We start from the raw sequence: 15,612 nt of genomic DNA, 5'->3' as shown, positions 1-15,612 counted from the left end.
ATCATCAATAAATATTGAAAACAGACATCAGAATAATCAATTTCAATAACATAAACATGATTTTAATGATAGCTGAATCAAAGGAAAATAAGTTAAAATTTTAAGCGAAAAATAAAAAAAAAGTTTTAAGTAGAGGCTCAACCCTCTACCATAATCAGCTTACCTGTCGATGGATCTTTATAAACCTTACCCATTTCAGTATAACCCTGACCTGAGCTGTTTGAAGTGTCTGGAGTCTCATTCAGTTCCTGACCCTGAGTAACTTCAGAAACACTGCTGATAGTCTCCATAACCTGTTGCTTTTGTTCTTGCGTCATGTCATCATTAAAGACAATTGATTGCATGTTCCAACTGATGATTACAAAGACAAGAAAACCAACTGCAATAACAAGCATTGCATCCACAAGGTTAGCCGTACCAGCCATAGGGTCTTCTTCAACACGATTAGATCGTCTTCTTTGTTTTTTTCGAACCATAACAATCACTGTTTATTCATGTAATCCAAAACAGCATCAGATAAAGCATCCAAATCGGATAAGTAACGGTCATACCAGCCGGATCTGATTTTACCGATGAAATAACATAAAGCACCGGAACCGATACCTACAATTGTTGTGTTGAACGCAAGCGTCAATGATTCCGCAAGGGTATTTACGTCACCTGCGCCTAATGCAGCAAGACCCGGACCCATAGGAATTAAAGTACCCATTAACCCTAAGGTAGGACCCACTTTTGTAATGATATCGGTTTTTCTTAATGTATTATCGATTTTTTCTTCTTCATATTCGACTAATTTACGTGCTAAAGCTTCTCTGGAATTTACATCCAATGCTGAAGAGCTAGCGATTTCAGTTAAAACTTTTTTCTGGGATTTTGGGATTTCCGCACCTTCGATAATGCCTATAAGTGCATCAACGGAAGCGGCAGAGTTGATTTGATAAATCAAATCCCTTATAGTTCCGACTGGAACTTTCTTTCTTGAAGTATATTCAGATATTAATCCACCCAATGAGATTATGGAAATAATCACAATAATCAAAAGAATAACCAATACAGGAATGGTCAGACTCTGTGAAATAACATCCAAAGAACCGGTTAAAAATTCTCCACCAGGTATACTTACACTCATTATATATCACCTAATAATTATCATTCTAAAAGACGTTTACTTTTCTTATTTAAAAATACTCCAATTATCACCAGAATCACCAGCATAACAACGATAGCGATAATGGATTCGGGAGAGCTCATCGTGAGGTTGCCGAAATCCTTGCTTAGTGAACCTGCAATATTAGGAATTACAATTGCAGAAAGCAGGAAATAAGCACCTAAAAGAAGCATGAAGTTTCCCAGGATAATCGGATAAGGCTTGCTTATATGCTTGACTATGATGTTTGATGCGAAGTATGTTATTATAATAACAGCCACCAAAGTTGCAGCAGCAAACCAGCTTAAATAAAAAGCGCCGACTCCAATGGTTGGAGCGACAATTAAGATACTTGCAACGATTGAACCGAAACAGCACGGACAAGGTGCAATTACCGCCAGCGACGTTGCAGTACTCGTATTGTGATCATGGACCTTATATTCCCGTATAGTGATCAGACCAGCTATAATCATGATAAGGGCCATAATCATATAGAATATAGAATTATAACTATAAATAGCTTGAGTGATTTGTTCTGCATATAAAGATGCTATAGCGGAAATAATAAGTACTCCACCACCATATCCTATACAGATCAACGCTAATAATTTCTTTGACAGATTGGCCAGTCCTGAAGCTAAACCCACTTTAATACCAAAGACAAGAATAGCTGCAATGATACCAAATTGCCATAAAACACTCATCATATCCATATTTAATTCCTCTCTAAAAATAATTAATTAATAAAAATCAATTACATTTTAATATTTCGTTTTTTTACTATATAAATTTTAATTCATATCCAAAAAAAAAGAAAATAAAGAATAACGAATGTTATTCAAAAATCATCTTTTTGTTTATTTCTAAAGTAGCCTATAGCAAAAATTCCCACTAAAATTATTACACATATTATCAGCTGTATTGACATTGATTTCTCGGTTGTCGTACTGCTACTTGAAACGGACTTTTCAACCTCATAGCTTTTGGATGCTGAGTCTCCACCGGTTTCACCCACATTTTCTGAGTCATAGATTTCAGATGAGCTTGAAGCTGTAGCAGGCTGTGAAGAGGAATCTCCAACACCGACAGCAGTCTTGCCGGTAAATCCGGATGTTGCGCTGTCTGACTTTAAGGTTGATGAAGTTGAATTTGACAGGACGTCACCGTTGTTGGTATTAACGCCTGTATTGTCATCCATATTACTGTCCGCCTCATCGGCATTAGGATTGTTCTGGAAATTGGCAGGATTGAAAAAATTGTGATTCGTTGCCTGGAAAATCTGGTCTGCGAACTTGGCAAGCAGATCCGGATTGATAAAGTCAACCGCCCACTGCATCATAGCAATGTTACCGCAACTGCAGTCACAGCAGGCCACTCCGTTTGCAATTACTGCCTGAGCCCACTGGTTGGCAAGGCTGGATAATGTTGCAGAATCGGTTTTCCAGTAGCCTTCATAAGCTGCTGTGAGTAATGTACCTGCTGAGGAAATGAACGCATAGTTGTTGTTTCCCGTTTTAAGCCAGTCGGTAACGCCGATGCCGTACTTGTCATTGAAATAGACATCGTATGCGTCATCCCACATGTAGTTTGAAACGGCTTCAGGCCTTGTCACTGACCATCCGAGCAAGTCCGTGAGGAACTTGTTTGAAATGTATCTGGCACCGCTGTATCCTTCCTGCATCATTCCGCTAATCCAGTCAGGATTGGAATATCTGGTAAGGATTTCCTTTGAAATGGCCTGTTCGATTGACGTAGTATATGGAGTGTTCCTGTTTCCATACATCAATACGTTCATTTTCGGAGTGTTTCCGTTAACGAAAGCCATCGTCATTGAAAGTCCGCCCCAGTAATCGAAGAAATCATCGTTGTCCAGAACACCGTAAACGTTGGTGTTACGGCTTACAATCAAATCATTTGTGTTGTTTAAAGCCCTTGCAAATACCAGAGGATTGGTTTCGCCCCAGTAGAACTTGGAGTACATGTTACCCATCCTGCCCAGATAGAACTCGGACAGCTCGTCGGTATCGTTCCAGGTCCAGCTCATGGAAACAGACTTTGCAATTCCTGCACCGTAATCACCGTTCGGAGGCGCAAAGATACGGGTTATTGCGTATTCGGCCGCATGAGTGGTATCATAGCCCAGTTCCTTGTAGTATATGAAGTCGCTTACCCAGTGTTTTGCGACACTGTTTTCCTCAAATGATTCGCCGCCGACGCCGTAGTAGTTGATTGAGGCCATTACCTCATCGAGACCTTCCTGAATGTCCTTTCCCCAAGGGCCAGACATCAAATCATCATTGTCCAGGATGTACATGTATGACCTGGCCAGGGAAATCCTGAATGCGTTATCCATAAGCATTGCCTGGGTGGAATACAAGTCCCTGAAGTTACCGCTCGTGATTACGGTAACGTCAATCCTTTTCTTTTCCCAGCCGTCAGGACGGACCAAATCATTTAATTTAACATAAGAAGGCATGATGTTGGTTTTAACACCTACTGCAACTTCCTCGTCATGCTCATGGTCGTCACGGTCTTCATCATTTCCTACCTGCACGTATCCCCCGGCACTAGGTGAGGAGGAGTATACAGGTTCCATTCCCAATAAGTATAATACAACTGAAATTAATGCTCCGTCATCTCTTGCGGTTTCAACACACCAGATTCCCATTACAAGCTTTTCGGTGTCGTCCGTCAGGCCTTCTAACGCCAGTAATGTTAGTGTCCTTCCGTATTTGAAAGCCTCTTCTGTTGGAAGTTCCTGGGACTGGTCGTGGAAGAAATTGCCTCCTGTAGGAAGTGAATTGATGTCAAGCACGTCTCCTGCAGGACCTGGAGCAATGTATTTTCCGTTTAAAGCATCAATGAATGAATCGATTTCCTTTTGAACAGACAGCTTGATTAGGGAAATGTACAATTTCGCATAATCGAATGCCGCAAGCAGTGAAGTTGAATTAACGCCAATCACCTGGCACACTTCCTCGCTTGAATAATAGATTAATGCTATTACGACATCTGCTGAATAATTCATCACTACGCCTCTTTCAAGGGAATTGAGCTCATTGTAGTTTTTGGAGTATTTGATTTTAGCTATTTCATCATACAATGAGGTTGTGACTCCATTATAGGTGAACTGCTGTGACAATGCCGTCGAAACGGAAAGGCCTATATCCTTATCCGTCCAGTTTTGTCCCAGAGCGTGCAGACCCCACGTGTATATCTCATTTTGAACTGATTTGATGAAAGAGTCGACTGCGGAAACTAACTCGTCGGCAGTATAGCCGTTGAATGTTTCATTGCTTATGCCCATTGAGCCAACATAGTTGTTGGTATCGACAATGTATCTGATTTCGGACAGGAGTGCGTCCTTTGCGCTTTGATCCATTGCGTTTTCATACTCGTTAACCAGACCGGCAAGGACGGTTAAGTTTCCGTAAAGCTGAGTGTAGGCAAGAGGGGAAGTCAGATGAGAAATCATTACTGCAAAACCTCTTCTTTTTGCCTGAATACCTTCACCTAAACCGTCAGAGATGTAGAAATAGATTTGAGGTACGTCTCCAACCATAATGGAACCGTAATCAGTCGTTGACAACAGAACTTCCTTTCCAGGCAGCCATTCGTGGGTTGCGTGCCTTCCGACAAATACCATTGCTGATGAATAGTATTCCTGGAAATAGTAGAATGCCGCAAGATACTGATGGGTCGGAGCGACTGCAGTGCTGTGATAGAGTGCATCTGAATCGGCTTCCCATCCCCTTTGAGGTTCAGGGGCAACGAAGACGTTTCCGAAAGTAAGACCGGGAATAACGAAGTATTGAGTTCCGTTTCTCCAAACGGTCATTATGTTTCCGGGAGCCTCTCCCCATCCGTTCAAACCAGGCACGTCCAAATCAGCCCATTCCTGCTTGTATTTTAAAAATATCTCATAGTCGGATTCCAGGCCCGTTGAGAGATACTTTCTGAGGGCTGAAACAATGTTATCCAAAATAGGAATTGCCCTTGAAGTGTAGTTGTCAGGCAAGAGCGCTATGATTTCACCGTACCAGTCGGTGAGTCTCTCATCCATCGGATCGGTATAATCAATGGCTATTGCGTTTCTTGAAAGCTCGCCAATGTATGCAACAGGCCCTTCGGTTACCTGGAGTTTGGAAATCGGTTCGAGACTTTCAAACCATTCCACATATTCGCTGACAGGAAGAAGAACCACATTGGATCTGTTTGCCAGCTTTTCCAGTTCACCCGGAGCCCATGTAGCTACGTTAATACCTGACTTGATAATCATGTCTTCCAGCTGGCTTACGTTATCCGGCAACTGGCCGACATCATAGCCTTCCGCCTTTAATGTCTGCAAAAGGTTGTAGATACTGGTCATTGAGTCCAAATAGCTTGAACCGATGTTCTGCTTTCCCGGAGGATAGTTGTAATAGAGAAGAGAAATCTTCTTGTTTTGATTTTCCTCATACTGCAAATCAATCCAGGAAATGATTCTGTCGGTAAACAAGTCAATGTTGGTCTCGTGAGACTTGTATCCGGTTAATTTGGCGCCTGTAGTGGCGGATATCTCATTGGTAACTCCGCCTACGAAGGTAGCCTCTATGATGCCCTGCGCTTCGCCGATAGCTACGTGCCACCATTTGTCACTTCTGTTGCCCGGAAGTCCGGTAGTGCTTAACTCCCATTCCTCATTGCTTACGTAATCGGAGTGCACTGCCCTGAATACCGGAACGCCTGCGGTTTCAAAGAACTCGGTGACCTTATCAAAGAGTGTTCCCCCAATACCGTATGCAGGCATTGAGATTATCGCATCAACATAGCTTTCGTAATTTGATGAATTTTCTAAAAATGATTCATAATCAGGAGCATTGGTAAAGTACTCAACCATAACCTTCAGCTGATCGTCTGACCCTCCTGCCGCCACGACAGGAATGACGTTAACTCCTTTGGCTTCCAAAGCATTAATCAATGAATAATAAGGTTCCAGAGATGCGCTTGATACATACATGTTACTTTCAAGTAGACCTACGGTGTAGGCGTTTGATGAATTGAAGTATAGTTTCATGTATTCTTCAAGAGTCATGTATCTGTCCCTGTATAAGCCGTACTGATAGGATTCGTGGAAATTAGGGGCAAGATACTGGCAGTTGTATCCGCATGCATTCAATGCCCACAATATCTCGTTTATCGCATTTTCCTTATCGTTGCAGTCTTTATATAAGACCGCCTGGTTAAACAGAGGATTTGCCTTATTTCCGTTGCCGTTGGTCAGATAATCGCTAACGGTATTAAATGATTGGCCTCTTTTTGTTGTTTGGAAATATTCATTCAGATAATCTGCAGTGAATATTCCGTCTGAGAAGATTTTATGATAATTTATAGTAGAATTCTTAACCAGATTAAATGTTTTAAGCTGTGAAGATGAGGAGCTTTCAAGTACAAGAAACATTTCCTTGTTTGAAAGGTCAGGATGCTTAATCAAAAGGTTTGTAAAAACGGAATCGGCATCGGTGGTAAGCCAGTTGATGAGTACGATATCGCTTTTCTCAACCAGATTGAAAAGTTCCTCCTCCTTCATAGTGGAGATTTGAGCTGAACTTCTGACCTGTATGTTAACGTCAGAATAATTGTTTAGCACTTCATTTGCGGCAGAATCAAGGATGTTTGTTCCACTGTTATCGCTTACAAGAAGCATTGTCTTGTTGTAAGCCTGATTTTGAGAGCTTACGCTGTCTGCAATAACAGTTCCATTGTCTTCCAAAGCAAATGTTGCATTAATACAACTCAAAAATAAAACAATTAAAATAATTAATATTGCTATATTTTTAAAATTAAAAGCAACAAATTTACTCTTAATTATATTAAAACCCCCTTCGAAAAGAACTTTGTTTAATCCTTTTCACTATTAATATCATTTTTTTATTATTAATATAATTAATTAAAGTATTACTAAATAGGTGAAAATATGGGAAAAAGTATTACTAAAAAATAATGATGGATGAAAAAATCATCCATTGATCTTTATTGTGTTTGCGATATTTGCATCATTATAGCTTGAGGTAATGATGTATTCGCCCGGCATCAGATTGATGTTCAATGCGGCAACGCCCGTAGCGTTTGTGGTTCTTTGATAAAAGACACCGTTGATGTTGAACGTGACATTTGTGTTTGCTAAAGGATTTCCCTCACCATCAACTAAAGTTGCTTTAAATTTGGTTCCGTCCTTGTAGCTCATAGTAACGTTTTCGGCCGTTAATACAGGCAATACTGTAATGTTGTTTGCTACGTTGCATCCGCCGTACATTGCGGTTATTACGTATTCTCCAGGCTGCAGGTTGATGTTGAGCCTTGCAACGCCTGACACGTTGGTTTTTCTCTCATACATTACGCCGTTGATGTTGAAAGTCACCGTTTCGTTGGCGCCTACAGGTTTACCGTCGTCACCCAAAATGCTTACATAGTACTGGGAGCCATTTCTGTAGTACTTTACCAAGTCGTTGTTGTTGACGATTCTTGGAATGACTGTAATGTTGTTTGCAGCCATTTCACCATTTACCGGATTGATTGCGGTGATAACGTAGGTTCCCTGTTCAAGATTTAAGTTTAGTCTGGCTTTGCCTTCGTTTCCATTAATGTAACGCTTGTACATAACTCCGTTGATGTTGAAAGTCACTTCAGTGCCGTTAGACAGGTAATTGCCTTCGGAGTCCCTGAATGTGGCATAGTACTGGGTGGCGTTTCTGAATACCTTTACAACGTCAGTTCCGTTGACTGTAGGCAAAATCGTAACGCTTGATTCAGTCTTAAATCCATCAACATCAGCGGTTACGTTATACTTGCCGCTGTTTAAACCTAAAGCCATACTTGCACTTCCGTTTTCATCGGTCGTTCTTGAGTATGTGACACCGTTCAATGTTATGTTGACTGTCCTGTTTGATACAGGATTTCCGTTGTAATCCTTTACATTAACAACAAGTCTTTCAGACCCCTTGAAGTATTTTACGACTTCAGGAACTTCAACACTCAGATAATTTTCATACTCAACGACGATCATTTGATGAAGGCCTAAAATGCTTCCTCCGGTTGCTTCAAAGTAGATTTCCACATCAGTTGCGTTAACATCCGTTTTGAACATGTCAAAGGTATTTGTGGTTCCGTTCCAGACGTTTTCATAGGTTTCGCCGTTAACGATAATGTTACCTTCACCGGACTGTGCGCCGGCAGCAAATACGTACAACGTTGCGTTTCCGTCAGTTATTTCAAATAAAGTGTTGAAACCGGTAGGCAATCCCATATTGTACTTGGTATACAATAAATCGGATTCCTCTAAGATGTAGACGGTTTTAATGCTGCTTTCATCATTATCAGTCAATACAATAAGGCTGCTCGGATAGACAGCGCAAATTTTTGCTGTCTTGTTGAATGAGAAGACATTTTCCCCTGAAACGGCCAGATCTGTGACATTAAAGACTATCAATCCATATCCGTATCTGCCTGATGTTCCCAGATTGGACTGGTCACGGTATGAGGCGACAGGAGCTATTGAAACATTATTGAACGTGACATTCCATGTGTTGAAGTCGCCGTTGACGTCTTTATCCCAGTTGTATGAAACATAAAGCAAAGCGGTATTGACGGTTCCGTTAAATTCCAGATTAAAGACATCTGTCCTGTTGGTGGTGCCTGCTGCACTGTAAACATCACCATTTAAAACGATTACATCACCGACAACAGTGATTTTCCTTAAAAGAGGATTTGCATTTGGATATTCAAGGTCTTTTGCGAAATAGCCGTTGTACAATAAAACGAAACTTGAATTAGTTTCACTTATAATATTTCCCTTTGCATCTTCGATTACAAGAGTATAATTGACTTTCTCATTATCGTTTCCGTTTACGGTATTTTCTGTTATCGGCCTGATTTTAGAGTCAATGCAATGCATTAAAGTTTTTCCTCTGCTTAAAGTGACGTTTTCTGAGTAAAGCACATCTTTACCCTCATAGAGCTTTACAACGACATCAATCTTTTTGTTTGATGAAACGTCCACCGTCAGATTATTGATGACACCCGCATAAACAGTATTCTTGTACTGTGGCGTTATGGTGGCGTTTACAGTGATGTTGTATTTGCTTACCTTCAGCAGCTGAACAACAGATTTGAAGGAGCCGAAACCGCTTTCTGATGCCTTATATGAGAAATTAGTGTCAATTCCGACTTTGAAATTGTCTTTAATATCCCATATGTCATCAATGAAATAGCTTCCCTGCTTTTCATAAAGAGGGTCATATATGAGCTTGCCATTGATTCTGCACAATGCGGAATAGGATGACGTTGCGATATTCTCGAAGGTCACCTCGTCATATTCTCCATTGAAATTTTTCGTCTTTATCAGGTTTGAACGGCTGGTTTGCGTCCATGACTGTCCGACATTAAGCCAGTAGGTTATCTTGTCATCGTCCCCGTCGTCATAGGCCAATACCAGAGATATCATTTTGATTCTGCCGTCGAACTGATAATCAGGATTTCTCGTATTCTGAACTGATATCTTAATCGTATCGCCACTAGAGAGGTCCTTTACCTTATCAGTGATATTATAGCTTGACTGATAATCGGAAAACTGCTTTGTGGTATGGTCATTGATTCTGTAAACCGTAGGATCATTGGCCATAGGAATATCACAGCGCAAGTCCTCATAACCCAATACTTCAACTCCATTGCCCGTATCCAAAGTAACGTTGGAGTATAATGCATACGTTGGAGCTCCGCTTCCAGAGTAAGAGCTTACAATCACATTAGCTGAACGTATCTGACTTACGTCATCGGGAATTGTATATTCCAGACTTCCTGAAGGATGAAATGGATTTGAAGCATGTACTGCTACATCTCCAGATACCGTTCCCTCTTCAACCAGACTCATGGCAGGCGCTTCATCAGCAAAAACAGTGCCTGACATTATAGAAATTAAAAAGAGAACTGTAAAACATAAAAAAATATTTTTAAAATTCATTTTAACACCAAATGTAAATTAATACATTAAAAATCTTTAATGAAGATAATATTTAAAATTAGTTAAAGTATTACTGAATTGGTGAAAATGCTAAAAAAAGTATTACTAAAAAAATAAAAATGGGATGAAATTAATCATCCGTTAATTTTAATTGTATTTGCGATATTTGTTCCATTATAACTTGAGGTTATAATGTATTCTCCAGGCATCAGGTTGATGTTCAATGCGGCCACACCGTTAGCATCGGTGGCTCTATCGTAGAAGACACCGTTGATGTTGAAAGTAACATTTGTATCAGCTAATGGCTTGCCCTGACCGTCTACAAGGTTGGCTTTAAATTGGGTTCCGTCCTTGTAGGTCATTGTAATATCTTCAGCAGACAATACAGGCAATACGGTAATGTTGTTTGCCACATTGCATCCATTATACATTGCAGTAATGATATAGTCGCCCGGCTGCAAGTTAATGTTTAATCTGGCCGTTCCGTTTTCATTGGTTGTTCTTTCATACATTACACCGTTAATGTTGAAAATGACCGTTTCGTTGGCGCCTACAGGATTGCCGTCGTCACCTATAATGGTTACGTAGTATTGGGAATCGTTTCTGTAGTATTTTACCAGATCTGTATTGTTAACGATGTTTGGAAGTACTGTAATGTTGTTTGCTGCATTTTCTCCGGTTACCGGGTTGATTGCAGTGATTATATAGGTTCCCTGTTCCAGATTAATGTTTAATCTTGCCATACCGTAATTTCCTGATACCTTACGTTCATACATTACGCCGTTGATGTTGAAGTTAACGGTTGTGCCGTCCTTGAGGTAGTTTCCTTCAGAGTCAAGGAAAGTTGCATAGTACTGGGTTCCGTTTCTAAAGACTTTAACGACGTCAGTACCGTTGACGGTCGGCAATATGGTAACGATGGAATCAACAGTATTATTGTCAACAGCTGCGGTTACGTTGTATTCTCCGCTGTTCAAGCCTAAAGCCATGCTTGCGATACCTTTTTCATCAGTGGTTCTGTTGTAGGTTACTCCGTTGATTGTAATGCTTACTGTTTTGTTAGCTACTGGTGTGCCTACACAGTCCGTTACGGTTACGACAAATCTTTCAGATCCTTTGTAGTATTTGGTTACATCAGGAGCTTCAATGACCAAATAGTTTTCGTGTTCAACGATAATCATTTGATGCAGGCCCAAAATGGTTGAGCCGGTTGCTTCGAAGTAAACGTTAATGTCGGTTCCGTTAACAGGTACTGTGAAGGTGTCGAATGAATAGCTTGAACCGTTCCAGACGTTTTCATAGGTTTCGTTGTTAACGATAATGTTACCTTCACCGGCCTGAGCGCTTGCGGCAAATACGTATAATGTTGCATTTCCTTCAACGATTTCAAATGAAGTTTCGAAACCGGCAGGAACATACTTGTTATAGGATTTGGACAGCAAGTCAGCTTCCTCAATGATGTAAGCGGTTTTGTATGCGGAATTATTTTTGTCTGTCAATACGATAAGGTTGCTTGGATAGACAGCGGAATTGCCTTTAATTTTCTCGAATGCAAAGGTATTGTTTCCGTCAACGACTAACTCGGATACGTCATAAACGACTAAACCGTAGCCGTATTTAGCGGAAGCTCCACCTAAATTGGACTGGTCACGGAAAGCTTCAATAGGAGTGATAGCGACACCGTTGAATGTAGCGTTCCAGGTTTTATAGTCACCGTCTAAAGCCTTATCCCAGTTGTATGAAACGTATAATAAAGCTCTATTGACTGTTCCATTAGCCAAATCAACTTCATATACATCAGTTCTGTTTGTAGCGGCACCTGCACTGTAAGCATCAGTGTTTAAAACGATAGCATCACCAGTGAAAGTGATTTCCCATAATAATGATAGAGCGTTAGGATATTCGAAATCTTTTCCTAAGTAACCGTCGTATACAACGACAAAGCTGTAATTAGCGAGGTCAATTATATTGCCGTCGGCGTCCATAATGACAACGGTATAATTAGCTATCTCATTGTCATTTCCGTTAACGGTATTTTCAGTGATTGGCCAGATTGTAGGATCTACAACTGTAAAGACTTCCTTATCTCCTGAAAGCATTGAATCAATTGTGAAATTACCAACCAGATTTTGACCTTCTAAAACATAAACTGTAACATTTTCAACATCTGCGCCGTCATTGTTAACGGTTAAAGCAAATGTATTGTTAACGCCTGCGTAAACGCTAGGAACACTGGTATATTCGGATTTCATATCGCTAGACATTGCAATGCGAGGATTTTCAACAACAACCATCTGGTGCAAGCCTAAAATGGTTGAACCGGTTGCCTCAAAGTAAACACTGATATCAGTTCCGTTAACATCGGTTGAGAAAATATCGAATGAATAGCTTGATCCGCTCCAGACGTTTTCATAAGTTTCGTTGTTAACGATTATGTTACCTTCACCTGCTTGAGCGCTTGCAGCAAATACAAACAGAGTAGCATTACCGTCAATCACAGTGAAATTGGAGTTGAAACCAGCAGGAACAAACTTATTATATGATTTAGATAACAAATCAGCTTCTTCCCAAATATAAACAGTAGATTCAACAGCGCTAGCATCCTTATCGGTCAATACGATTAAGTTGCTTGGATAGACAGCAGACATGCCGGAAATCTTTTCCAATGCAAATGTATTGTTTCCGTCAACGACTAACTCAGTAACATCATAAACAACTAAACCGTAGCCGTATTTAGCAGAAGCTCCACCTAAATTAGACTGGTCACGGTAAGAAGCAATAGGAACGATAGCAACACCGTTGAATGTAGTGTTCCATGAATTATAATCATCGTCTAAAACCTTATCCCAGTTGTATGAAACGTATAATAAAGCAGTATTAACAATACCGTCATTTAAATCAATTTCATAAACATCAGTTCTGTTTGTAGCACCACCTGCACTGTAATCTTTAGTATTTAAAACAATAACGTCACCTGTAATGAAGAATTCCCTTAATAAAGGTTCTGCATTAGGATATTCGAAATCTTTACCTAAGTAACCGTCATATACAACAACAAAGCTATAATTAGCAAGATCAATTATTTTGCCGTCAGCGCCCCTAATACCAACGATATAATTAACTTTCTCATTGTCATTGCCGTTAACTGTATTGGCAGTAATTGGCCTGATGGTCAAATCAACAACATTATTAACATCACTGGCACCTGCAGCCAATGAATCAATGGTGTAATTGGCAAACTCTTCACCGTCAAGTAAAACATAAACTGTGAGATTTTCAATTTCTGCACCATTGTTGGTTACAGTTACGGTCAATGTATTGTTGACGCCAGCGTAAATTGTAGGAACACTGGTATATTCGGTTTTCAAAGCACTATCTACTGCAATGCGAGGATTTTCAACAACAACCATCTGATGTAATCCTAAAATAGTTGCGCCGGTTGCCTCAAAGTAAACGCTGATATCTTCAGCATCCACTTCTGTAGTAAATGTATCGAATGAATTGGAAGTTCCGTTCCAAACGTTAGTGTAGGTTTCATTGTTAACGATTATATTACCTTCACCTGGCTGAGCGCTTGCAGCGAATACATATAAAGTGGCATTGCCGTCTACAATTTCAAAAGTACTGTTAAATCCGGCAGGAACAAACTTATTATATGATTTGGATAATAAGTCAGCTTCTTCCCAGATATAAACATAAGACTCAACAGCACTAACCTTCTTATCGGTTAAAACAATTAAGTTGCTTGGATAAACAGCAGCATTACCGGAAATCTTTTCCAATGCAAATGTATTGTTTCCGTCAACGACTAACTCAGTTACGTTATAAACTACTAAACCATAGCCGTATTTAGCATAAAGTCCACCTAAATTAGACTGGTCACGGTAAGTTGCAATAGGAGCAATGGCAACACCGTTGAATGTAGTGTTCCATGCATTATAGTCATCACCTACAATTTTATCCCAGTTGTATGAAACATATAACAAAGCAGTATTTACAACGCCGCCATCCAAATCAACATTATATGTGTCATTTCTGCTGGTAGCACCAGCAGCACTATAATCTTCAGTGTTTAAAACTATGACGTCACCGGTAATATAGAATTCCCTTTCAAGCGGATTAGCACCAGGATATTCGAAATCTTTTCCTAAGTAACCGTCATATACTAAAACAATGCTGGCATCAGTTTCATTTAGCACAAATCCGTCAGCATCTTCAATAACAACGGTATAATTAACTTTCTCATTATTGTTTCCATTAACGGTATTTGCAGTAACCGGCCTGATGGTCGGATCAACTAAAGTAATTGAAGTTGAATTGTATGCATTGATAGCTACGTCAACTGAATCGAGTTCTTCATCGCCGATATATAATTTTACACTTCCGTTAAAGTTTTTATTATAGTTGTTGACTTTAACAGTTAATGTATTGTTGACGCCGGCATAAACGCTAGGAGTACTGGTATATTCCGTCTTAATATCAGCAGCAATATAATGTACTTCTGGATTATATACTGTCAATAACTGAATTACAGCCTTATAGGAATACTTTCCGGTATTTGTACATGCCAGACTTGTGTCATTGCCCATTTCAAAAATGTCAGTGACATCCCATTTATCATAAATAAAGTTGCTGCCTTTTCTCTGAATCGGATCTGACAATTCAATTCCGTTTAATGTATAATTAGCATCCGTGCTTGAAAGAGAGACTGATTCTAGAGCAACATCCTCATAATCACCATCAAAATCTTTCGTTTTGAAGACCGTAGTCAAAGTTCCTTTTGTCCATGCCTGACCTATATTCAGCCAATAGGATATCTTATCGTTATCATTATCATTATAAGCAAAGACTAAAGCTATTAATTTAATTCTTCCGTCAAAGATATATCCTTCCAATTCAGTATTGTTTACTGAAATCGTAACAGTATCTCCGGAGGATAATCCTTTTACCTTATCTGTTATATTTATTAAACTTTGATAATCAGAATATTGTTTTGAAGTAAGATCGGTTATAGGATAAACAACCGGATCGTTTGCGGTGTCATTTACGAATGTTAAATTCGCATATTCCAATACTTCTGTCGTACTGGCAGTCCTTAAAGAAATATTGGTTGTTAATCCATAAGTATAATTCCCACTACCTGAGTAGGTAGAGACAACAACATAAGCGGATTGTATCTCACTTGCACTTGCCGGAATTTCATATTCAAGCTCAGCACTGGTATTTTTAGTAGAAAAAGGATTGACTGTGGCAATATCTACATTACCAGAAACCTCTCCGTTTTCAACTGAAGGCAGAGCTGAATCCTCAGCAAAAACAATTCCTGAAGATATAATTAAAATAAATAAAAATATACTCAAAAACCCAAGTTTATTTTTAAATTTCATCATGTACCTCCATATATATGAAAAAAACCAGCTATAAAGAATAGCCATATAAAATTTAATTTTTTTATTATTAATATAAT

General features: G+C 39.6%; 6 protein-coding genes. All 6 read right to left on the bottom strand.

Annotation, left to right across the window (positions count from 1 at the left end; genetic code table 11):
* Positions 1 to 137: 137 nt before the first annotated feature.
* Positions 138 to 476: a DUF2149 domain-containing protein gene (locus F3G70_RS10025; protein ID WP_149732568.1), complete on the bottom strand. Its 339-nt coding sequence runs from the start codon at positions 474 to 476 to the stop codon at positions 138 to 140.
* Positions 477 to 481: 5 nt separating this feature from the next.
* On the bottom strand, positions 482 to 1,129 hold the full coding sequence (locus tag F3G70_RS10020; RefSeq protein WP_149732567.1) for a MotA/TolQ/ExbB proton channel family protein: 648 nt from the start codon (positions 1,127 to 1,129) through the stop codon (positions 482 to 484).
* A gap of 20 nt (positions 1,130 to 1,149) precedes the next feature.
* Positions 1,150 to 1,860 carry a DUF2162 domain-containing protein gene (locus F3G70_RS10015; protein WP_149732566.1) on the bottom strand — a complete coding sequence of 237 codons (711 nt, stop codon included), beginning with the start codon at positions 1,858 to 1,860 and terminating at the stop codon, positions 1,150 to 1,152.
* A gap of 125 nt (positions 1,861 to 1,985) precedes the next feature.
* On the bottom strand, positions 1,986 to 6,926 hold the full coding sequence (locus tag F3G70_RS10010) for a cobaltochelatase subunit CobN (RefSeq protein ID WP_223166071.1): 4,941 nt from the start codon (positions 6,924 to 6,926) through the stop codon (positions 1,986 to 1,988).
* Positions 6,927 to 7,145: 219 nt separating this feature from the next.
* Complete coding sequence (locus F3G70_RS10005) at positions 7,146 to 10,145, bottom strand: DUF3344 domain-containing protein (RefSeq protein ID WP_149732565.1); 3,000 nt, start codon at positions 10,143 to 10,145, stop codon at positions 7,146 to 7,148.
* Positions 10,146 to 10,279: 134 nt separating this feature from the next.
* On the bottom strand, positions 10,280 to 15,532 hold the full coding sequence (locus F3G70_RS10000; RefSeq protein ID WP_223166070.1) for a DUF3344 domain-containing protein: 5,253 nt from the start codon (positions 15,530 to 15,532) through the stop codon (positions 10,280 to 10,282).
* Between the last annotated feature and the right edge of the window lie 80 nt (positions 15,533 to 15,612).

This window comes from Methanobrevibacter millerae, from assembly GCF_900103415.1.
Taxonomy (GTDB): domain Archaea; phylum Methanobacteriota; class Methanobacteria; order Methanobacteriales; family Methanobacteriaceae; genus Methanocatella; species Methanocatella millerae.
This window is presented reverse-complemented; position numbering and strand designations above follow the sequence as displayed.

Excerpts from the sequence above, each read along its gene's own strand:
- F3G70_RS10025 (WP_149732568.1), bottom strand. The coding sequence starts at position 476 with ATGGTTCGAAAAAAACAAAGAAGACGATCTAATCGTGTTGAAGAAGAC.
- F3G70_RS10020 (WP_149732567.1), bottom strand. The coding sequence starts at position 1,129 with ATGAGTGTAAGTATACCTGGTGGAGAATTTTTAACCGGTTCTTTGGAT.
- F3G70_RS10015 (WP_149732566.1), bottom strand. The coding sequence starts at position 1,860 with ATGGATATGATGAGTGTTTTATGGCAATTTGGTATCATTGCAGCTATT.
- F3G70_RS10005 (WP_149732565.1), bottom strand. The coding sequence starts at position 10,145 with ATGAATTTTAAAAATATTTTTTTATGTTTTACAGTTCTCTTTTTAATT.
- F3G70_RS10000 (WP_223166070.1), bottom strand. The coding sequence starts at position 15,532 with ATGAAATTTAAAAATAAACTTGGGTTTTTGAGTATATTTTTATTTATT.